Here is a 21455-nt window from a genome sequence, read left to right as displayed (position 1 = left end):
GGCTAATAGTGAGATCGGATTTTGAGTTGCTCAATTACGTTATTTCACACTGCCATTAAGAGAATCCACAAACGTGCGCTGGCTCGCAAAAAAACACTCGTTTTCATTCTTCTTTTCTGGAATAGTGCTTCCATAGCGTGATGCAACAGAAAGGCGAAACGGTTCAAAATCCGATCGCCATCATAATTTGGAAAATAAACCAAATATCATAATGCGAAAAGAAAAAGCGGTAATTGCCAGATGCGTATTCTCTGTTAAAAATTTGCAGCGTATCAGAAGTGTATGTTTCTTTTTCGTCTCTATAACTACCCTGCAACCTCCTGCAACCAGATAAAAAAGGCATCACGATCATGAAATTAAAACACCTTTGCCTCACCCTCTGCGCCTCTCTTATGCTGACCAGCATGGCTGGTATCGCCAAAGAGGTCAAAATCGGCATGGCGATTGACGATCTGCGACTTGAGCGCTGGCAGAAAGATCGCGATATTTTTGTTAATAAAGCACAAGCTCTCGGTGCAACGGTATTTGTACAGTCAGCAAATGGCAACGAAGAAACACAGATGTCGCAAATTGAAAATATGATCAACCGCGGCGTCGATGTGTTAGTTATTATTCCTTACAACGGTCAGGTGCTGAGTAACGTTATTAAAGAAGCCAAGCAGGAAGGGATTAAAGTGCTGGCTTATGATCGCATGATTAATAACGCTGACATCGATTTTTATATTTCATTCGATAACGAAAAAGTCGGTGAAATGCAGGCACATAGTCTTGTCGAGAAAGTGCCTCAGGGAAATTATTTCCTGATGGGCGGCTCGCCAGTCGATAACAACGCAAAATTGTTCCGTGCCGGGCAAATGAAAGTGCTCAAACCGTTTATTGATGACGGCAAAATCAAAATTGTTGGCGACCAGTGGGTTGATGGCTGGCTTCCGGAAAATGCGCTGAAAATAATGGAAAACGCGCTGACGGCGAACAACAACAAAATTGATGCGGTTGTGGCCTCGAATGACGCCACCGCAGGCGGTGCGATCCAGGCGCTCGGCGCCCAGGGACTGGCGGGCAAAGTCGCCATTTCCGGGCAGGATGCTGACCTGGCAGGCATCAAACGCATCATGAACGGCTCGCAAACCATGACGGTGTATAAACCGATCACCACCCTGGCGACCAACGCGGCAGAAATCGCCGTTGAGCTGGGTAACGGGCAGACGCCGAAATCAGACTCCACGCTTAATAACGGGCTGAAAGATGTCCCTTCCCGCCTGTTGACACCTATCGAAGTGAATAAGGACAACATCGATCAAACCGTTGTGAAAGACGGTTTCCATAAAAAGAGCGATCTATAAGTCTCTGATGCCCCGGTTCCGGGGCATTTCTCTCTCGGGGCATCGAAAACAGACCGCCTGAAGGAGTTGTATATGCCTTATTTACTCGAGATGAAAAATATCACCAAGGCCTTTGGCGCGGTGAAGGCGATAGATAATGTCAGCCTGCGGCTTAACGCCGGGGAAATCGTTTCGTTGTGTGGTGAAAACGGTTCTGGCAAATCCACGCTGATGAAGGTGTTGTGCGGTATTTATCCCCACGGGAGCTTTGAAGGCGAAATTATCTTCGCGGGCGAGCCCTTGCAAGCCAGCCATATTCGCGACACTGAGCGCAAAGGCATCGCCATTATTCACCAGGAGCTGGCGCTGGTTAAGCATCTGACAGTGCTGGAAAACATTTTTCTCGGCACCGAAATGAGCCGTTATGGCGTGCTGGATTACGACACCATGACCCTGCGCTGTGAAAAACTGCTCGCGCAGGTGAGTTTATCGATTTCCCCGGATACCCGCGTCGGCGATTTGGGCCTCGGCCAGCAGCAACTGGTGGAGATCGCCAAAGCGCTCAACAAGCAGGTTCGCCTGTTAATTCTCGATGAACCTACAGCCTCGCTGACGGAACAAGAAACCGCGGTGCTGCTCAATATCATCCGCGATCTGCAAAATCACGATATCGCCTGCATTTACATCTCGCACAAGCTGAACGAGGTGAAAGCCATCTCCGACACCATCTGTGTGATCCGCGACGGCCAGCATATCGGCACGCGCGACGCCAGCGGTATGAGCGAGGGCGACATCATTACCATGATGGTCGGACGTGAACTGACGGCGCTCTACCCCAACGAGCCCCACGAGTGCGGTGACGAAATTTTACGCGTCGAGCACCTGACGGCCTGGCATCCGGTTAACCGCCATATCAAGCGCGTTAACGACGTCTCCTTCTCGCTGCGTCGCGGTGAAATCCTCGGTGTTGCCGGGCTGGTCGGTGCCGGGCGTACCGAAGCGGTACAGTGTCTTTTTGGCGTCTGGCCCGGGCGCTGGGAAGGGAAAATCTACATTGACGGTCAGCCCGTGCACATCAATAACTGCCAGCAGGCCATTGCCTGTGGCATCGCGATGGTACCGGAAGACAGAAAAAAAGACGGCATCGTGCCGGTAATGGCAGTGGGGAAAAATATCACCCTCGCCGCGCTGGACGATTTCACCGGGCCGTTAAGCAGCCTGGACGACGCCGCAGAACAGCACTGCATTTTGCAATCCATTCAGCGCCTGAAAGTCAAAACCGCCACGCCTGAACTGGCGATTGGTCGTCTGAGCGGCGGGAATCAGCAAAAAGCGATCCTCGCGCGCTGTCTGTTGCTCAACCCGCGGATTTTAATCCTCGACGAGCCCACTCGCGGGATCGACATCGGCGCCAAATACGAAATTTACAAGCTTATCAATCAACTGGTGAAACAGGGCATCGCCGTGATCGTCATCTCCTCTGAACTGCCGGAAGTTCTTGGGCTCAGCGATCGCGTACTGGTGATGCATGAAGGGAAGCTAAAAGCCAACTTAATCAACCATGACCTGACGCAGGAACAGGTCATGGAAGCCGCACTGAGGAGCGAACGTCATGTCGAAGAACAACCCCTCTGAGATGAAACTCACCCCGCCCACCCCGGCGGCATTTCCCGGGCTGAAATCGCTCAATCTGCAGGTCTTTGTCATGATCGCGGCGATTATCGTCATCATGCTGTTTTTTACCTGGACGACGGACGGGGCCTATCTCAGCGCGCGTAACGTCTCCAACCTGCTGCGTCAGACCGCTATCACCGGCATTCTGGCGGTCGGGATGGTATTCGTGATCATTTCCGCTGAAATCGACCTTTCCGTGGGTTCAATGATGGGGCTTTTGGGGGGCGTCGCCGCGATTTTTGACGTCTGGCTGGGCTGGCCGCTGCCACTCACCGTGCTGGTGACGCTGGTGCTGGGGCTGGTGTTCGGCGTCTGGAATGGCTGGTGGGTGGCCTACCGTAAAGTACCGTCGTTTATTGTTACCCTCGCCGGGATGCTGGCGTTTCGCGGCATACTCATCGGTATCACCAACGGGACGACTGTGTCGCCCACCAGCGCCGCCATGTCGCAAATCGGCCAGAGTTATCTGCCGGATAGCGTGGGCTTTATCATCGGCGTACTGGGAATGGCGGTGTTTATCGCCTGGCAATGGCGTGGCCGCATGCGCCGTCAGACGCTGGGGTTAAGCACGCCGGCATCTGCCAGTACCGTAGGGCGCCAGGCGCTGACAGCGGTCATTGTGCTGGGCGCTATCTGGTTACTGAACGATTATCGCGGCGTGCCGACTCCCGTGTTAATTCTTGCCGCATTGCTGCTGGCAGGCATGTTTATGGCGACGCGCACGGCATTCGGACGGCGAATTTATGCCATCGGCGGCAACCTGGAAGCCGCGCGCTTATCGGGCATTAACGTTGAACGCACCAAACTTGCGGTGTTCGCCATTAACGGCTTAATGGTGGCGATTGCCGGGCTTATCCTTAGCTCCCGTTTAGGCGCGGGCTCCCCTTCCGCGGGGAACATTGCCGAACTCGATGCCATCGCCGCCTGTGTCATCGGTGGCACCAGTCTCGCCGGGGGCGTCGGCAGCGTCGCAGGGGCGGTAATGGGCGCATTTATTATGTCTGCGCTGGATAACGGAATGAGTATGATGGACGTCCCGACGTTCTGGCAGTATATCGTTAAGGGCGCCATCCTGTTACTGGCAGTCTGGATGGATTCTGCCACTAAACGTCGCGCCTGAAATAACGCCAGCACCCGCCCGTCGGTGCTGGCTTTGCGATGATTCAGCCGGGAACCCGAACCATGTTTGAAAAGCGCCACCGCATCACGCTGTTATTCAATGCCAACAAAGCCTATGACCGGCAGGTCGTTGAGGGTGTGGGAGAATATTTGCAGGCGTCGCAATCTGAGTGGGATATTTTTATCGAAGAGGACTTTCGCACCCGCATTGAAAATATCAAAGAGTGGCTGGGCGACGGCGTGATTGCCGATTATGACGATGTCGAAATCGAACGCCTGCTGGCGGATGTCAACGTGCCGATCGTTGGCGTGGGCGGCTCCTATCACCTTCCTGAACACTATCCTGCGGTACATTACATCGCTACCGATAACTACGCGCTGGTGGAGAGCGCCTTTTTGCATCTGAAAGAGAAAGGCGTTCATCGTTTCGCCTTTTATGGCCTGCCCGCCTCAAGTCGCAAAGGCTGGGCGCGGGAGCGTGAATATGCGTTCAGCCAGTTGGTCGCGAAAGAGAAATACCGCGGCGTAATTTACCAGGGGCTGGAAACCGCGCCGGAAAACTGGCAGCACGCGCAAAACCGGCTCGCCGACTGGCTGCAAACACTACCGCCACAGACGGGGATTATCGCCGTGACGGATGCACGCGCCAGGCATATTCTGCAGGCTTGCGAGCATCTGCATATTCCGGTGCCGGAAAAGCTGTGCGTCATCGGTATTGATAACGAAGAGCTGACGCGTTATCTGTCACGCGTGGCGCTCTCGTCGGTGGCGCAGGGGACGAGGCAAATGGGCTATCAGGCGGCGAAACTGCTGCACCGCCTGCTGGAAAACGAATCACTGCCGTTACAGCGTTTACTGATCCCCCCGATGCGGGTAGTGGAGCGCCGTTCAACGGATTACCGCTCGCTTAACGATCCGGCGGTCATTCAGGCGATGCATTACATCCGCAACAACGCCTGTAAAGGCATTAAAGTCGAGCAGGTGCTGGATTCGGTCGGCATTTCCCGCTCCAACCTTGAGAAGCGCTTTAAAGAGGAAGTGGGAGAGACCATCCATGCGGTGATCCACAGCGAAAAGCTGGAAAAAGCCCGCAGCCTGCTGATCTCAACCTCGCTGCCGATTAACGAAATTTCGCAAATGTGTGGCTATCCGTCGTTGCAGTATTTCTATTCGGTATTCAAAAAAGAGTACGACACAACGCCGAAAGAGTATCGGGACCGATACAGTGAAGTGATGGTTTAACAAAAAACGCCTTCCGGCTGGAAGGCGTTTCGCATTACATATGCGCGGCAATCAGGCGCTGATTATCCTGGTACATCGCGAAAAGGTAGTTGTTGTAGCTCGACCCTCGGGTCGAATACCCTTTCAGCTTGTGGATCATCGCCGTGGCCGTCACTTCCTGATCGTTTTTACGCAGTTGCGCACGCGATTTACGGAAGGACGAGTAGGCCGGGTGTGTATTCAGATTCGCGACGTAAGCCTGTACAGACTCTTTCACGGAACCAAAGCGGGAATACCCCTTCACCTTGCCTGGGCCATTGTTACATTTACCGCTTCCACACTTCATGCCAAACAGATTGTTGTTGGCGCGCGCAAGTTTCGATGTTCCCCAGCCGCTTTCTGCCGCCGCCATCGTGGCGACCATGCTGACCGGGATGATGTCCACGCGTTCAAGCAACGTATTCCAGGGAATTTTACGGGTATTCCCGGACCAGTTGATTTTGTAGCGTTTAGTAATGTCCTGCAGACGCGCGCGTTCGCTCGGTGACCAACGGCCCGCATACTGTTTGGACACCAACCAGTTACGGTCGGCGGTAATAGCAGCATTCTGGCTGGTAATATAAGGCATCACTGTCCGGAGAAACGCTTTTTTCCTTGGTGTTCCGGAAGGGTATTTTCGCAAGTCAGGAAGTGAACCGCTTATTTCACTATTGCGAGAATACTCTTTTTTACTGCTAACCTTATTAATACTTGCCTTTACTGCCGGGGCTTTTTGACTCGCTGTTGCTGTGTGTGTCTTTGCCAGCACCTCACCTGAAATCGCAAAGGTGAGTAACATGAGTATCGTTGCCCCATATCGTCGAATGGGAGTCGATATCATTAGGTCTCCTGGTCGGATTTAATCATTCCAACACCTTGTATTTTTCCCAAATTTGAGAGTTGAACCACAAATCATATCAAAAATAGCCTTCGAAGGCACCCAAAGAAATAGTCCTGGTCTGAAACACTATTTTCTCACCCTTTGTGCTCATCCCCTGCCAGGGAGGAGCACAGGCCGCAACGGGACTGGCACACTGGGCAAAAACTTGCACAGGATACCCGAATGAAACTTGCTGCCCTTGTAGCACTCCTGATGCCAGGTATCGTCAACGCGACAACCTGGACCGCTGCCGGCTTTCCTGCCTTCACAGAGAAAAGTGACGGAAAATTCATCAGCCAGAAAGCGATGGCGAAGGGTACACATCCTTTAACGTTAAATCTTGACCATCAGTGCTGGCAGCCTGCTTCTTCTATAAAACTCAATGAGATGCTGTCACTGGAGCCCTGTCACGGCGATGCCCCGCAATGGCGGTTATTCCGTAACGGCCTGTATTCACTGGAAATTGACACCCGTTCTGGCACGCCAACGCTGCGGCTTTCCGTAGAAGCGCCAGCTGATGACGCAGTGAAGACAGCGGTTCGCCAGTGTCCGAAATGGGATGGAAAGCCGTTAACCGTTGATGTCAGCCACACCTTTGCGGAAGGCGCAGTGGTCCGCGATTTCTACAGCAAACAGACCGCCACCGTGCAGCAGGGGAAAATCACTCTCCTGCCCGCCGCAGACAGCAACGGCTTATTGTTGCTGGAACACGCAGAAACCGACGCGCCCGCGCCCTTCAACTGGCACAACGCGACGGTCTATTTCGTGCTGACGGATCGCTACGTCAATGGCGATCCCGCGAACGATGCCAGTTATGGCCGCCATAAAGACGGTCAACAGGAGATCGGCACCTTCCACGGCGGTGATTTGAAAGGGCTCGCCAGCAAACTGGATTACCTGCAGGCGCTGGGCGTCAATGCGCTGTGGATAAGCTCACCGCTGGAGCAAATCCACGGCTGGGTCGGCGGCGGTACCAAAGGGGATTTTCCCCATTATGCCTATCACGGTTACTACCCGCAGGACTGGACCCGTCTCGATGCCAATATGGGCAAAGAGGACGATTTACGTCGCCTGGTGGATGAAGCCCACCAGCGCGGCATTCGCGTGTTGTTTGATGTGGTTATGAACCACACCGGCTACGCCACACTCGCCGATATGCAGGAGTACCAGTTTGGCGCGCTCTATCTGAAAGGCGATGAGCTGAAGAAAACACCTGGCGAACGCTGGACGGACTGGCGCCCCGGTCCCGGACAGAGCTGGCACAGCTTTAACGACTACATTAACTTCAGCGACAAAACCGCCTGGGAGAAGTGGTGGGGTAAAGCGTGGATCCGCTCCGACATTGGCGATTACGACAACCCCGGTTTTGACGATCTGACCATGTCACTGGCTTTTTTGCCGGATCTCAAAACCGAATCGACCGAGCCTTCCGGCCTGCCGATCTTTTATCAGCACAAACCGGATACCGGTGCCAGCGCCGTTGCCGGTTACACACCACGCGATTATCTCACCCACTGGCTCAGTCAATGGGTGCGGGATTACGGCATTGATGGCTTCCGTGTTGATACCGCCAAACACGTTGAAATGGCTGGCTGGCAGCAGCTCAAAACCGAAGCGACAGAAGCCCTCGCCGCCTGGAAACAGGCCAACCCGCAAAAAGCGCTGGATGCCGCCCCGTTCTGGATGACCGGTGAATCCTGGGGCCATGGCGTCATGCAAAGCGAGTATTACCGGCACGGCTTCGATGCAATGATCAATTTTGATTATCAGGATCAGGCCGCCAGCGCCGCTGACTGTCTGGCGAATATGGATCAAAACTGGCAGCAGATGGCGGACAAGTTGCAGGATTTCAATGTGCTGAGCTATCTCTCCTCTCACGACACGCGGCTGTTCCGTGAAGGCGGCAGCCGGGCCGCAGAACTGCTGTTGCTGGCACCAGGTGCAGTGCAAATTTTCTATGGTGACGAGTCAGGCCGTCCGTTCGGACCATCGGGCTCCGACCCGCTGCAGGGCACCCGTTCGGACATGAACTGGCAGGACGTCAGCGGTCAATCCGCCGCGCTGGTTAAGCACTGGCAAATTCTCGGGCAGTTTCGCGCGCGCCACCCCGCCATCGGTGCCGGTAAACAAACCACGCTGACGCTGCCGCAAGGCTACGGTTTTATACGCCGGCAGGGCGAGGACAGCGTCATGGTGGTGTGGGCCGGGAAAGCGGAATAATGGAACACAGCGCGCGGAATTTACCGCGCGCTACCGCCAGAACAAACCACTAAACCTCAAATTTAAAGCAGAATGATTCTCCGTCTGTGGTCTGCGGTCGCGATTTGCACCCTGCTCCGGCAAGCGTTATGGTGAGCCACTTTAGCGAAAGACCAACAGATCACCCGTTATGACATTTTCACTTTTCGGCGACAAATTCACCCGCCATTCCGGCATTACACGCCTGATGGAGGACCTCAACGACGGCCTGCGCACCCCTGGTGCCATCATGCTCGGTGGCGGTAACCCGGCGCAGATCCCGGAAATGACCGATTACTTCCACAACCTGCTGGCTGACATGCTCAAAACAGGCAAAGTCACTGATGCGCTGTGTAATTACGACGGTCCGCAGGGGAAAACGGAACTGTTGGATGTCCTCGCGAAAATGTTACGTCAGGAATTAGGTTGGGATATTGATCCGCAGAATATTGCACTGACCAATGGCAGCCAGAGCGCGTTTTTCTACTTGTTCAATTTATTCGCCGGTCGCCGTGCTGATGGCACCACGCGCAAAGTGCTCTTCCCGCTGACGCCGGAATACATCGGCTATGCCGATTCCGGTCTGGAAGAAGATCTGTTTGTCTCTGCGCGCCCCAACATTGAACTGTTGTCCGACGGCCAGTTCAAATATCACGTTGATTTTGAACATCTGAGCATTACCGAAGAGACGGGGATGATTTGCGTCTCCCGCCCGACCAACCCGACCGGAAACGTCATCACTGACGAAGAGCTGATGAAGCTTGATATGCTGGCAAATCAGCATGGCATTCCGCTGGTGATCGACAACGCGTATGGCGTGCCTTTCCCGGGGATTATTTTCAGCGAAGCGCGCCCACTGTGGAACCCCAACATCGTTCTGTGCATGAGCCTGTCGAAGCTGGGTCTGCCGGGCAGCCGCTGCGGCATTATCATCGCCAACGAAAAAATCATTTCTGCCATCAGCAACATGAACGGTATTGTCAGCCTGGCGCCCGGTGGCATTGGGCCGGCCATCATGAGCGAGATGATCAAGCGCAATGATCTGCTGCGCCTGTCAGAAACGGTGGTAAAACCGTTCTACTTCCAGCGCGTTCAGGAAACTATCGCTATCATTCGTCGCTATTTGCCGGAAGATCGCTGCCTTATCCATAAGCCGGAAGGCGCTATTTTCCTGTGGCTGTGGTTCAAAGATCTGCCCATCACCACCGAGCTACTCTATCAGCGCCTGAAAAAACGCGGCGTACTGATGGTGCCCGGGCACTATTTCTTCCCCGGTCTGGATAAACCCTGGCCGCATACCCATCAGTGCATGCGCATGAACTACGTGCCGGATCCGGAAAAAATTGAGATGGGCGTGAAAATTCTCGCGGAAGAGATCGAAAACGCGTGGCGGGATCATGCCTGATCAGCGTCAGGCAATATAAAACGTCTGCTGGCGCCGTTTTTCCACATCAACACACATCAGCGCCTGCGTCGGACAGGCTTCTACGCAGGCCGGGCCGTTATCGCGGTGCTGGCAAAGATCGCATTTGATGGCCTGCGCCCGCCCTTGTTGCACAACCACTTGCATCGCGCCAAACGGGCAGGCCAGCATGCAACTTTTGCAGCCAATGCAATACTGTTGATCCACCGCGATGCGCCCGCTTTCGCGACGGATCGCCTGCGTCGGGCAGACATTAGCGCACGGGGCATCTTCACAATGATGGCAGGCAACGGCAGAGGTGATGGTATCGCCTTTCACGACCTGAATGCGCGGAATAAAGCCATCAGCATCGACAGGCCAGCACTCCTGATGAGCGACAACGCAGGCCACTTCACAGGTGCGGCAACCAATGCATTTCATGGCGTCGGCGACGATAAATGGATTCATCTTAAGGCTCATCCGTGTTTGAAAACCTCAGAGTGCCAGAGATGCGACGTCCCGCGCTTTGATCCCGTCGGGGAAATCATCAGGATTTGTCATTTGCCCAGCGGAACCTGGATGGTTGACCTGGTGTTTGCGTTATTGACGCGCAGAAAAAATCCCCTGAGCACAGACATGTTCAGGGGAAACAAATCCAGAGGCGACATCACACCCTCGGATCTCAACCATTAACACACAAATAGGGGGGGGTGGTTATTCTTTCACTTCATAATAAAGTGGGGTGATGTCATCGTAATTTATGAAATAACCACATCCTTTAGCGCTTAGAATAAAGTCTTCAGGCAATCCCAACGTGGATAATTTTTTATTCAAATTGTTAATTACCTGCCATAATCGTTGTGTTGACGGGCTCAGGTTATTCTCTTCCCAGACATGCTCAAAGAGCTCCTCTCGGGAAACGTTACCGTGTCGGGCATGGATCAGCAAATACAAAAAAAGTCGTAGCATCGTTTTATTGAAAAAAACGGCAGCGAAGACGACCGTTTTATCCGAGTTGCTGACGGGAATACGACAAGCCCTCTTGTTGCCGATATCGACGAGAATCGCCTTACCGATCATGAATCCGTGCAGCTGATAGTCCATTGTAAAAGTACTCTTTTAAATTGAACTGACTGAGAATATGTTGAAAAGCCTGACCTTCTCAATCCATACAATTTTTAAGAAGTATTATAAATTGAAGAAAAACAGATACAACCTCCGTGCGGTACGACTACGGTTGTCGCTTCACTGTCATAATTAAGGAAAATAAAGCCGACATAACCTAAATATCAGGTCATAAATACTATAAAAATAATAAAAAGTAATCACTTACCCCATTAGTCTTAATCAGGCCAACTCATCAAGACAATACTCCATATTAACCACAAATTACAGTTGTTTATCCTGCTATCGAGTTGATTTTGTTCTGTTTTTTAGGTGGAATTAATGTGCTCTTTACAATAACGTCGTTTCCAGGCCGCAGGCGTCATTCCGGTGTGTTTACGGAATATTTGGCGAAAGTAACCCACCGCATTAAAACCGCAACGTTCAGCCACTTCCGTCAGTGATAATGAATCACTGATGAGCATTTTTTCTGCCGCCATTACACGCTGACGTTGAATCGCTTCGGTTAATGTCAGATGAAAGATTCGGCGATATACACGTCCAAGATAATCCGCATTACAATGTAATTCCGCGGCTATTGCTGACGTCGCCAGCGGTAAATGAAATTGCGTACGAACCATTTGTTGTGCTTTGTAAGCCAGCGCTATCCCGCGACTGTCTCTGTTTTTATCTTCTGTTGCTGAGCAAGAGAGTTGTTGCAATATAAGCAGTAAAATCAATTCCAGTGCGACACTACGATGAATATTCTCCTGTTCACGAAGAAACTGGCGAAACAAAGAAATCACATATTGTGGATCGTTCACTACCAGATGCTGGGGTATTTCCCATGGCGCCGGGGTATCCATTCCGTTGTGAACATTCGGTAATAACTCAAAATGCAACCAGTAAAATTTAAGATTAGCGGGAAAAGCCCCTACCCCAACATGTCGACGCTGCGGCCAGAGCAGAAGACTCTCACCGGCATTAATCGCAAATAATTCACTTCCTTCACGCAACGTTAATGTCCCTTTCTCAACAAAAATCAGTTCCCAGGAATTTAGCGTCCTGGCGGGATGGCTCCCTACGCCACGGGAAATAAAGAGACCGCCGTTTTGTACTTTGATCGGAAGCGTTATGGATAATCTGAGCATAGATATGAATAATCCCTCCATCTATCAGTGAAAACCGCGTTTTTATTATTGAATATCAAGTATATGTATAGTTCATAACGATCGTTATCACACTTTATCTCACAGGTCGGAATTGTCATCTTTTTATACTTTTCCCTTCTCTTGTTGGCTGCATCATTCCAGGCAGAATTATTCGGGTACGTTTCAAATAAAAATGATTCCGTGTTTTACCTCTTTAAATAATGAGGAACACCTTATGACGTCTGCTCCGATTACGACCACCGATCTTCGTGCCGATATTAACGAAACGCTGTCTGTCCGGGAAAAAGTGGGTTATGGCCTGGGCGATGCCGGCGGTACGGTCATTACCTGTCTTATCATGAATTTCCTGACGTTTTTCTATACCGATGTCTTTGGTCTGACGCCCGCGCTGGTAGGCACGTTATTCATGGCGCTGCGCATCTTTGACGCCATTTCCGATCCCATCATGGGGGTGATTGCTGACCGGACGCAAAGCCGCTGGGGTCGCTTTCGCCCCTGGCAATTATGGATTGCGCTGCCCATCGGCGTGATTGGTGTACTGACCTTTACCGTGCCTGATGCCGGAATGTCGGTCAAAATCGCCTGGGCATTTGTAACGTATCTTCTGCTTTCAGTGAGTTACACCGCAATCAACGTTCCTTACTGCGCGCTAATCAATACCATGACGACGCGCCATCGTGAGGTAATTTCCTGCCAGTCCTGGCGCTTTGTGCTGTGCGGCGTCGCCGGATTCCTGGTCTCGGTCGGGCTGCCCTGGCTGGTTGCTGAACTCGGACAGGGAAACGCCGCGCGAGGTTATCAGGCTGGTGTCGGCGTCCTCTGCGCTATCGCCGTGGTGATGTTCTTATGCTGCTTTTTCTGGGTGCGCGAACGCGTACCGCTGGCGTTGATGGGGAAATTCACCCTGCGCGAGCACCTTGCTGGCCTGCGCAAAAACGATCAGCTCCTGCTGATGCTGTTGATGTCATTCCTGCTCATCAATGTGTTTAACATCCGCGGCGGCGGCTACATGTATTTCATCACCTACGTACTGAACGGCAGTACCGCCTACACGTCGCTCTTTTTCACCATGGTGACGCTCGCCTCGATTCTCGGTTCCGTGGTGGTGAATCTGTTATCGCGCCGCGTGGATACCGTCCGACTCTATTACCTTACCAATCTCGTGCTGGCCGCGCTGGCGCTGGGAATGTGGTGGCTGCCTGCGGGCCCGGCGCATCAGACGTTGTGGCTGGCCGTTATTCTCGGCAATGGCATTATTCTGGGCTTCACGCTGCCGCTGCACTTCTCGCTGATGGCATTTGCCGACGATTACGGCGAATGGAAAACCGGCGTTCGCTCCTCGGGAATGAATTTCGCCTTCAACCTGTTTTGCATCAAGCTCGCCTGGGCTTCCAGCGCCGTAATTATCAGCCTCGTGTTTATTTTCGTCGCCTATCAGCCTGGCGCAAATCATCAAACAGCGGCGTCACTGCAAGGGATGACCGCCATGGAAACGCTGCTTCCGGCGCTGTTTCACCTGTTACTGGCCTTTGCCATCCGCGCCTGCAAACTCAATAACCCAATGATGACGCGCATTGCCGGTGATCTGCGTCAGCGTCATACCCAGCCTTAAGGAGCGCATTATGTCTGCGATGGAAGTCTCTCTGCATACCCTGAAAATCAACGATCCTTTCCTGGGTCAGTATCAACAACTCGTCCGCGATGTGGTGATCCCTTATCAGTGGGATGCACTGAACGATCGCATTGCGGACGCGGAACCGAGCCACGCCATTGAAAATTTTCGTATCGCGGCAGGACGACAGGAGGGCGAGTACTACGGCATGGTGTTTCAGGACAGCGATGTGGCGAAATGGCTGGAAGCCGTCGCCTGGTCACTGTGCCAGAAGCCCGATCCGGTACTCGAAGAAACTGCCGACGAGGTGATTGCACTGGTGGCCGCCGCTCAGTGCGAGGATGGTTATCTCAATACCTACTTCACTGTTAAAGCCCCGGCTGAGCGCTGGACCAATCTTGCCGAATGCCATGAGTTGTACTGCGCCGGACACATGATTGAAGCCGGAGTCGCTTTCTTTCAGGCCACAGGGAAACGGCACCTGCTGGAGGTGGTGTGCCGTTTTGCCGATCATATCGACCAGGTGTTTGGCCCCGGAGAAAACCAGTTGCATGGCTATCCCGGTCACCCGGAAATCGAGCTGGCGCTGACCCGGCTCTTCGAAGTGACTCAGGAACCCCGCTATCTGGCGCTGGCGGACTACTTCATCGAACAGCGGGGAACGCAACCACATTTCTACGATATCGAATATGAAAAACGCGGAAAAACCGCTTACTGGCATACCTATGGCCCGGCATGGATGGTCAGGGATAAAGCGTACAGCCAGGCGCATCAGCCACTGGCACAACAGCAGACAGCCACCGGTCATGCAGTGCGCTTTGCCTATCTGATGGCGGGTGTGGCGCATCTGGCAAGGCTCAACAATGACGAGCAAAAGCGCCAGCATTGTCTGCGGCTCTGGCAAAACATGGTGCAGCGTCAACTGTATATTACTGGCGGTATTGGTGCGCAAAGTAGTGGCGAAGCTTTTACCAGCGATTACGATCTGCCCAATGACACGGTATATGCGGAAAGCTGCGCTTCTATCGGGTTGATGATGTTTGCCCGCCGAATGCTGGAAATGGAAGCGGACAGCCAGTATGCCGATGTGATGGAACGTGCATTATACAACACGGTGCTTGGCGGCATGGCGCTGGATGGAAAGCATTTTTTTTACGTCAATCCGCTGGAAGTGCACCCGCGGTCGCTCAAATTTAACCATATCTACGATCACGTGAAACCCGTTCGTCAGCGCTGGTTTGGCTGCGCCTGTTGCCCGCCCAATATCGCTCGTATCCTGACGTCGCTGGGTCACTATATCTACACGCCACGCGAAGAGGCGCTGTATATCAATTTGTACGTGGGTAACAGCATGGAGATCCCGGTGAACGGCAAAACACTGCGCGTACGCATCAGCGGTCACTACCCATGGCAGGAAGAGATTCGCATCACCATCGACTCCCCGGAGCCGATAACCCACACACTGGCGCTTCGTCTGCCGGACTGGTGCGCTGATCCGCACGTTACGCTCAATGGTGCTGAGTTACCGAAGGAGATACGTAAGGGATATCTCCCTGTCACCCGTTGCTGGCAGCAAGGCGACACTCTCGTGCTGACGCTTCCCATGCCGGTACGCCGAATTTACGGCAATCCGCTTTTGCGCCATGTCGCCGGGAAAATTGCGGTACAGCGAGGGCCGCTGGTGTACTGCCTGGAGCAGGCGGACAACGGCGAGGCGCTGCACAATCTCTGGCTCCCGCGAAACGCCGAATTTAGCACTGTCGAAGGTAAAGGCGTGCTGGCGCATCAGACCGTGATTCAGGCTGAAGGGATCCGCCAAACGGCATCTCAGCCGCAGGCGCAACCGCTATGGCAATATGATCACCCCCCCACCGTACGCCAGGCACAAACGCTGACGTTTATTCCCTGGTTTAGCTGGGCCAACCGCGGCGAAGGCGAAATGCGGGTGTGGGTGAATGAGGCGTAATTCAAAAAGATACAAATATTTTTAACGCATTTAGCCTGTTAATTTACGAATAACCGGAAATTAACAGGCTAAACCTGATATATAAAAATCAAGAATTTCACTATAAATGTGACAGTTGTCTCGGAATTGATATTTCATTATTGGTTCTAATTATCATTATCGAAGTCTCCCGCCACAAATGCTTTCCAGACACGTTTACGCCCAGCGATAATAAGGTCACAGCCATGGAATTCACTGAAAAAATTTATGTTTTATCTGCTAAAATAAAACAACAGCTTGAGGCAATTACGACAGAAGAAGCAACAAAAAACGCCTTCGTGATGCCATTCATTCATAATGTTTTAGGATATGATGTTTTCGATCCAACCGAGGTCACGCCAGAATTTGTTTGTGATGTTGGGACCAAAAAGGGAGAGAAAATCGATTATGCAATCCTGAAAGACAATGAAGTTCAAATACTTATCGAATGCAAGAAAATTGGCGAGCCGCTAAACATCAACCATGCTTCCCAGCTTTTCAGGTATTTCCATGTCACCAATGCACGCATTTCCATACTCACTAACGGCCAAATCTATAAATTTTTCACCGATCTTGATGCGCCGAATAAGATGGATGAAAAGCCATTTCTTGAGATTGATCTGCTGGATATCGACGAGAATATCATCCCTGAACTAATTAAACTGACAAAGTCCTCCTTTGACCTTGAGTCCATAATCAATGCAGCCGGCGAATTAAAATACGTCAGCCAGATAAAGCGCATTTTACATAGCCAATTGAACAACCCGGAAGACGATTTCGTAAAATTCTTCGCGTCTCGGGTTTATGACGGCATATTGACGCAAAAAGTCAGAGAGTCATTCTTCAACTTAACGAAAAAAGCAGCAAGCCAGTATATTAATGATCAGGTCAATGAAAGGCTGAAGTCAGCAATATCCGGCGGCAGTATAGCCAAAGCGGCAGAGCCTGCAGGAACTGCAGAAAACGCGGATGTAACGGTCAAAGATGAGCCTGAAATCATAACCACTCCTGATGAGCTGGAGGGCTACTATATCGTCAAGGCCATTATCAGGGCGGTAGTGGACGTTTCCAGAATCAATCACCGGGATACCAAAAGCTATTTTGGCATCCTGATCGACGATAACAACCGAAAACCGATCTGCAGGCTGCATTTCAACAGGACACAAAAATATCTCGGCCTTTTTGATATTGAGAAGAACGAAACCCGGCACCCTATTGAAACTGTTGATGATATCTACTCATTTGCCGACATTTTAAGAGCGACAGCCGCACTCTATTTGTGATCATTCGTGACTTAACCTGGCAGCACACGCCGTGCTGCCAGGGCGAGAAATTTGCGCAAAAACCATCAGCCCCTGCGTACAGGGGCTGACGTTTGCTATTGCGGTTTACTCAGGGCGAGTATCAGGAAATAACAGCGCATCGCGCAGCAGATGGTCGTTGCCACGGCGGCGGGTGAAGCCAATGCGGTCGAAATACTCGAGGATCTGAATGGCCAGTTTTCGCCCGACATTGAGTGTGTCGCGAAAGTCTGCCGCACAGGTTGACCCGCGTTGTTGATCCAGTTCGCGGATCATACGCGCGAAGGTGACGATGCGATCGTTACGGTAATAACGATCTTTAACGATCGCGGTAATCATTCCCTGTTGCGCCGCCTGGCGCAGCACGGCGCGCATCAGTTGCTCGTCAGTGCCGGTTTCATGCGCCAGATCGCGCACCCACCAGGGCTCATCGCCAAAGAGCGGCTGCGTTTTCTGCCAGATAGCCTGTTGCTCGTCGGTGAATCCGGCTTTGTGATCCGGTAAATGCAGCCAGCCGTGGTGGCTGCCGATAATCCCGCTGTCGCGCATCTGTTCAATCAGCGTCAACACCAGCGCTTCGTCTTCCATCGGTAGCGCGATGCGGCGCAGGCGTTCACGTCCTGGCCCTGGTTCATCACGGTGCTGTTCGTGGTAGCGCGCCAGCGCCTCCAGCAGTTTGCGCTGCCAGCTGGCGGCCAGTGGCGCGTTCAGCAGACTGCCGTTGGCCTGAATAAATCCTGGTTGCTGAACCAGCGCCTCAAGGCCCTCGCGATTGCGTTGTCGGGCCCAGCCAAACTCCGCCAGCCGTACAGCTTCGCGCTGCAGGTGTACCTCCAGCGCTTGCGCATCGTCCGTCGCGGCGGCAAGGGCACCGAGCCATTGCAGGTAGTCCGGTTTACGTTTGCCGCGCTTTGGCGAGTTGAGCGTAACGACGCGAGCCCCCGCCAGCGTTGTGCGGGCGGAAATATCGCGCAGTACCAGCCGATCGTTGTCCGCCAGCCACAGTGGTTTATCCAGCACCAGCTCTGCCAGATTGTTCTCCAGCAGGGAAACGCGCCCGGTGATATGACTCGCCGCATGGTGAATATGCAGCGGTTGCCACTGCGTTAACGGCTGATGGCTGTTCAGCTCAACAATCACCCGTTCGGTCGGATCCGGCGGTGTTTCTGAAAGCAGCCAGTCGCCGCGCGTCAAATCTTCTTTCTGCACATCGCCAACAATATTCAGCGCGATGCGCTGACCGCCGTGCGCCTGCTCAACGGGCTGGTTCTGGGCATGCAGCCCACGTACGCGCACTGGCTTGTTCACGCCGGTGAGCCACAGCGTATCGCCGACCTTTACATCGCCGGAAAACGCCGTGCCGGTGACCACCAGACCCGCACCTTTTACGGTGAAAGCACGGTCCGTCGCCAGACGAAAACGCTGATGCTCAGGATGCGCCCGTGCCGGTAAACGAATCAGGTGGTCGCGCAGCATGTCAATGCCGCGGCCCTCTGTCGCCGCCGTTGCAAAAATCGTGACGTTATCGAAACCGAACTCGCGCAAAACAGCGGTGATGTCGTGGCGAACCTCAGCGATTCTGGTTTCATCCACACGATCAGCTTTGGTCAGGGCGACAGTCAGCGTCGGCTGCCCCGTCAGTTGTAAAATCGCCAGATGCTCGCGGGTTTGCGCCATCACGCCGTCGTCACAGGCCACCACCAGCAGCGCGTGATCGATGCCGCCGACACCTGCCAGCATATTTGAGAGAAACTTTTCATGACCGGGAACATCGATAAACCCCAGCACGCGCCCGTCCGGCTGCGGCCAGTAGGCGTAGCCGAGATCGATAGTCATCCCGCGTGATTTTTCTTCCGGCAGGCGATCGGCATTCACGCCGGTAATCGCCTGAAGCAGCGTCGTTTTACCGTGGTCGACATGCCCGGCAGTAGCAATAATCATTTCAGTACCATCTCCAGAAAACGCGATTCATCCTCAAGGCAGCGCAGATCGAGCCACAAACTCCCTTCGCCGATGCGACCGATGATCGGCACGGGCAGCGCGCGCCACTGTGCCGCCAGCGCGTCCAAACGGCTGCCGCGCCCGTCACGCGGCGTAAAAGTCAGCGCGGCGCCGGGTAAGCGGTTTACCGGCAGCGAACCGCTACCAATCTGCGACTCGCAGGGCGCGAGCCGGACGTCAAATTCAGGATATTTTTGGATCAGCAGCGGCAACAGACGTTCCGCCTGCGCGTAAATCTCTTCCGCCGGGCGGGTCAGTAAACGTAGCGTGGGGAGGTTTTCCCGCAGCTTTTCCGGGTGCAGATAGAGACGGAGCGTGGCTTCCAGCGCCGCGAGCGTCATCTTATCGACCCGCAACGCGCGCTTGAGCGGATGTTGTTGAATGCGCGCGATTAGATCACGCTTGCCGACGATGATCCCCGCCTGCGGCCCACCGAGCAGTTTGTCGCCGGAAAAACTGACCAGGCTGACGCCCGCGGCGATCATCTCCTGCGGCGTTGGCTCCTTTGGCAGCCCGTACTGGCTGAGATCAACAAGCGTGCCGCTACCCAGATCGGCCACTACCGGGATATTAAGTTCGCGCCCCAGTTCGGCCAGCGCGGCCTCATCAACCGATTTGGTAAAGCCTTCAATGCTGTAATTGCTGGTGTGCACCTTCATCAACAGCGCCGTATTTTCATTCACCGCGTTGCGGTAGTCCTTCGGATGAGTGCGGTTGGTAGTGCCGATTTCATGCAGAATACAACTCGCCTGGCGCATCACATCAGGAATACGAAACGCACCGCCAATTTCCACCAGTTCGCCGCGGGAAACCACCACCTCTTTTCCCTGCGCCGTTGCCGCCAGCATCAACAGTACGGCGGCGGCATTGTTGTTCACAATGCAGGCATCTTCCGCACCAGTAATGCGGCACAGCAGCGCCGCCAGTGCCCGATCGCGGTGCCCGCGCCCGGCACCGTCAAGATCGTACTCCAGCGTCACCGGAGAGCGCATTACCTGCGCGACCGCGTCAATGGCGGCCTCAGATTGCAGGGCGCGGCCAAGATTGCTGTGCAGCACAGTGCCACTCAGGTTGAATACCGGGCGCAGCGCGCTTCGCTCATCCTGCGCCAGCCGTTCAGAAGCCGTCTGTAGCCAGTCATCACACCAGTCGGGCAGCCTATGATGTTCACCAATCGCCGCGCGCGCCTCATCAAGGAGCTGGCGCAAAATGTCCACCACCCGGCTATGGCCGAAACGGGCAAGGAGCGGTGAAAACATCGGATCGCGCAACAGGCGATCAGTAGCAGGAAGCTGGCTGTAGAGAGTACGGTTTTCGGTTGTCATGAAATGGCCTGGCTATGAGTTGCCCCCTCCCGACGGGAGAGGGGTGTCGACATGCGGGGAATTGTACTGCGTGTTGGCTCAGACGGACATAATCGTTATCAAGCCTTTGGCGGTTCGGTGCGCGCAAAACTCTCGCGCTGGAACAGCGTTTCCACCAGTTTCACCAGATGGGGACGTTGCGCACACCAGCCTGGCGCCACATGTCGGAAATTAAGATAACCGATCGCGCAGGCTGTCGCGATCGTCGCCAGATTCACCTCGTCGCCCTTCAGCGTGCCGTTGGCGGCGTAGCTTTCCAGCATATTAAGGCTGCGGTTGATTTTTTCACGCTGACGAACCAGCTCATTTTCCGATTGCTGCGCGACCGGACGGGCGAGTTCGCGCACCGCCACCAGTCCGGCGTCCATGACCCCATCGGCCAGCGCCTCCAGTTGACGCATCTGCAGCGCCGCTTTCGGTTCGCGCGGTACCATTGCCGGGGCGATATCCAGTAGCTCAATGTACTGCGCGATGATCGGCGAATCGTACCAGCATTCGCCGTTATCCGTTACCAGTGCCGGGACTTTGCCCAGCGGGTTGTACTTTGCCACGCCGTTGACGTCGTTGTAGGGCATTTCATTGATGAATTCGAAGGCAATCCCTTTTTCCAGCAGGATCACCGATATTTTGCGCACGAATGGGCTGGTATAGCTGCCGATCAGTTTCATCGTCTGGTCCTTGTCGCCAACAAAAAAACAAGTATGGCCCAGACAAATTAAAAAAACAGGTTAATGATCGAGATACAGATAATGCTTTCCGTTAACTGAGATGAAGAGAATTGTTGCTGAGTTACATCTTTAGCCGAAGTGCAAAAGAGAATTTGCGGATGATCACAGGTGAACAAATCCTGGTCAAAATATTTTGTGATGTTAATCACATATCGATAACAAAGAGCGATGATAAAAACGTGATAAATATCACATTTAAAGCCGTTTTGAGCCTGATTCTTTACCGTTGTATTTTTTTTACACATCGAATATGTGACCAGTGTCACGCTAAAACATCCTTATAACCCTATATTA

Annotated in this window: 16 protein-coding genes; 9 read left to right on the top strand and 7 right to left on the bottom strand. The window is 53.3% G+C overall.

Going from position 1 to position 21455, the window contains the following annotated elements; genetic code table 11:
• Positions 1–350 precede the first annotated feature (350 nt).
• The 4 genes from xylF to xylR all read left to right on the top strand — a co-directional run bounded on the left by xylF (position 351) and on the right by xylR (position 5357).
• Positions 351–1343: a D-xylose ABC transporter substrate-binding protein gene (gene xylF / locus QMG90_RS00610; RefSeq protein WP_054177991.1), complete on the top strand. Its 993-nt coding sequence runs from the start codon at positions 351–353 to the stop codon at positions 1341–1343.
• 72 nt (positions 1344–1415) lie between these two features.
• Positions 1416–2957 (top strand): xylose ABC transporter ATP-binding protein, encoded by a 1542-nt coding sequence (locus QMG90_RS00605; protein WP_283282196.1) that lies wholly within the window; start codon positions 1416–1418, stop codon positions 2955–2957.
• Positions 2935–4116: a xylose ABC transporter permease XylH gene (xylH, locus tag QMG90_RS00600; RefSeq protein ID WP_283282194.1), complete on the top strand. Its 1182-nt coding sequence runs from the start codon at positions 2935–2937 to the stop codon at positions 4114–4116. Before QMG90_RS00605 ends, xylH begins: the two co-directional genes overlap by 23 nt.
• A gap of 62 nt (positions 4117–4178) precedes the next feature.
• Positions 4179–5357 carry a D-xylose utilization transcriptional activator XylR gene (gene xylR, locus QMG90_RS00595; RefSeq protein WP_283282192.1) on the top strand — a complete coding sequence of 393 codons (1179 nt, stop codon included), beginning with the start codon at positions 4179–4181 and terminating at the stop codon, positions 5355–5357.
• A gap of 34 nt (positions 5358–5391) precedes the next feature.
• Here xylR and QMG90_RS00590 read toward each other — a convergent pair whose 3' ends face one another.
• Positions 5392–6216 (bottom strand): protein bax, encoded by an 825-nt coding sequence (locus QMG90_RS00590; protein ID WP_038159162.1) that lies wholly within the window; start codon positions 6214–6216, stop codon positions 5392–5394.
• A gap of 222 nt (positions 6217–6438) precedes the next feature.
• Between QMG90_RS00590 and QMG90_RS00585 the strand changes: the two genes are divergently transcribed.
• Positions 6439–8475, top strand: a complete 2037-nt coding sequence (locus QMG90_RS00585) for an alpha-amylase (protein WP_283282189.1) — start codon at positions 6439–6441, stop codon at positions 8473–8475.
• A gap of 169 nt (positions 8476–8644) precedes the next feature.
• A complete protein-coding gene (gene avtA / locus QMG90_RS00580; RefSeq protein WP_283282188.1) occupies positions 8645–9898 on the top strand; it encodes a valine--pyruvate transaminase in 1254 nt (417 codons plus the stop codon).
• 6 nt (positions 9899–9904) lie between these two features.
• On the opposite strand, the gene QMG90_RS00575 is transcribed toward avtA, so the two are convergent.
• The 3 genes from QMG90_RS00575 to QMG90_RS00565 form a co-directional block, all read right to left on the bottom strand.
• Positions 9905–10363 (bottom strand): 4Fe-4S dicluster domain-containing protein, encoded by a 459-nt coding sequence (locus QMG90_RS00575; RefSeq protein WP_283282186.1) that lies wholly within the window; start codon positions 10361–10363, stop codon positions 9905–9907.
• Between the two features lie 246 nt (positions 10364–10609).
• Positions 10610–10999 (bottom strand): winged helix-turn-helix domain-containing protein, encoded by a 390-nt coding sequence (locus QMG90_RS00570; protein WP_283282184.1) that lies wholly within the window; start codon positions 10997–10999, stop codon positions 10610–10612.
• 329 nt (positions 11000–11328) lie between these two features.
• A complete protein-coding gene (locus tag QMG90_RS00565; protein WP_283282182.1) occupies positions 11329–12150 on the bottom strand; it encodes a helix-turn-helix domain-containing protein in 822 nt (273 codons plus the stop codon).
• A 235-nt stretch (positions 12151–12385) separates the two neighbouring features.
• On the opposite strand from QMG90_RS00565, the gene QMG90_RS00560 reads away from it, so the two are divergent.
• The 3 genes from QMG90_RS00560 to QMG90_RS00550 all read left to right on the top strand — a co-directional run bounded on the left by QMG90_RS00560 (position 12386) and on the right by QMG90_RS00550 (position 17050).
• Positions 12386–13783, top strand: coding sequence for an MFS transporter (locus QMG90_RS00560; protein ID WP_283282181.1), 1398 nt, complete (start codon positions 12386–12388; stop codon positions 13781–13783).
• A 10-nt stretch (positions 13784–13793) separates the two neighbouring features.
• On the top strand, positions 13794–15749 hold the full coding sequence (locus QMG90_RS00555; RefSeq protein ID WP_283282179.1) for a glycoside hydrolase family 127 protein: 1956 nt from the start codon (positions 13794–13796) through the stop codon (positions 15747–15749).
• Positions 15750–15973: 224 nt separating this feature from the next.
• Positions 15974–17050 (top strand): type I restriction endonuclease, encoded by a 1077-nt coding sequence (locus QMG90_RS00550; RefSeq protein WP_283282177.1) that lies wholly within the window; start codon positions 15974–15976, stop codon positions 17048–17050.
• A 105-nt stretch (positions 17051–17155) separates the two neighbouring features.
• Here the strand turns inward: QMG90_RS00550 and selB are convergent, their stop codons facing one another.
• From selB to QMG90_RS00535, 3 genes are all read right to left on the bottom strand, one after another.
• Positions 17156–19009 (bottom strand): selenocysteine-specific translation elongation factor, encoded by a 1854-nt coding sequence (gene selB / locus QMG90_RS00545; protein ID WP_283282175.1) that lies wholly within the window; start codon positions 19007–19009, stop codon positions 17156–17158.
• A complete protein-coding gene (selA, locus tag QMG90_RS00540) occupies positions 19006–20394 on the bottom strand; it encodes an L-seryl-tRNA(Sec) selenium transferase (RefSeq protein ID WP_283282173.1) in 1389 nt (462 codons plus the stop codon). Before selA ends, selB begins: the two co-directional genes overlap by 4 nt.
• A gap of 98 nt (positions 20395–20492) precedes the next feature.
• Entirely contained in the window at positions 20493–21101 is a 609-nt protein-coding gene (locus QMG90_RS00535; protein ID WP_283282171.1) for a glutathione S-transferase, read from the bottom strand.
• Positions 21102–21455 lie beyond the last annotated feature (354 nt).

Origin of the sequence: Trabulsiella odontotermitis, from assembly GCF_030053895.1 — a bacterium.
In the GTDB taxonomy this organism is placed as follows: domain Bacteria; phylum Pseudomonadota; class Gammaproteobacteria; order Enterobacterales; family Enterobacteriaceae; genus Trabulsiella; species Trabulsiella odontotermitis_C.
Note: the sequence above shows the minus strand (reverse complement) of the source record. Positions and strands in the feature narration are given on the sequence as shown.

Coding starts and splice junctions, on each gene's coding strand:
- QMG90_RS00555 (WP_283282179.1), top strand. CDS start 13,794: ATGTCTGCGATGGAAGTCTCTCTGCATACCCTGAAAATCAACGATCCT.
- xylR (WP_283282192.1), top strand. CDS start 4,179: ATGTTTGAAAAGCGCCACCGCATCACGCTGTTATTCAATGCCAACAAA.
- QMG90_RS00560 (WP_283282181.1), top strand. CDS start 12,386: ATGACGTCTGCTCCGATTACGACCACCGATCTTCGTGCCGATATTAAC.
- selB (WP_283282175.1), bottom strand. CDS start 19,009: ATGATTATTGCTACTGCCGGGCATGTCGACCACGGTAAAACGACGCTG.
- QMG90_RS00550 (WP_283282177.1), top strand. CDS start 15,974: ATGGAATTCACTGAAAAAATTTATGTTTTATCTGCTAAAATAAAACAA.
- selA (WP_283282173.1), bottom strand. CDS start 20,394: ATGACAACCGAAAACCGTACTCTCTACAGCCAGCTTCCTGCTACTGAT.
- QMG90_RS00585 (WP_283282189.1), top strand. CDS start 6,439: ATGAAACTTGCTGCCCTTGTAGCACTCCTGATGCCAGGTATCGTCAAC.
- QMG90_RS00570 (WP_283282184.1), bottom strand. CDS start 10,999: ATGGACTATCAGCTGCACGGATTCATGATCGGTAAGGCGATTCTCGTC.
- QMG90_RS00575 (WP_283282186.1), bottom strand. CDS start 10,363: ATGAATCCATTTATCGTCGCCGACGCCATGAAATGCATTGGTTGCCGC.
- QMG90_RS00605 (WP_283282196.1), top strand. CDS start 1,416: ATGCCTTATTTACTCGAGATGAAAAATATCACCAAGGCCTTTGGCGCG.
- QMG90_RS00565 (WP_283282182.1), bottom strand. CDS start 12,150: ATGCTCAGATTATCCATAACGCTTCCGATCAAAGTACAAAACGGCGGT.
- xylH (WP_283282194.1), top strand. CDS start 2,935: ATGTCGAAGAACAACCCCTCTGAGATGAAACTCACCCCGCCCACCCCG.
- QMG90_RS00590 (WP_038159162.1), bottom strand. CDS start 6,216: ATGATATCGACTCCCATTCGACGATATGGGGCAACGATACTCATGTTA.
- QMG90_RS00535 (WP_283282171.1), bottom strand. CDS start 21,101: ATGAAACTGATCGGCAGCTATACCAGCCCATTCGTGCGCAAAATATCG.
- xylF (WP_054177991.1), top strand. CDS start 351: ATGAAATTAAAACACCTTTGCCTCACCCTCTGCGCCTCTCTTATGCTG.
- avtA (WP_283282188.1), top strand. CDS start 8,645: ATGACATTTTCACTTTTCGGCGACAAATTCACCCGCCATTCCGGCATT.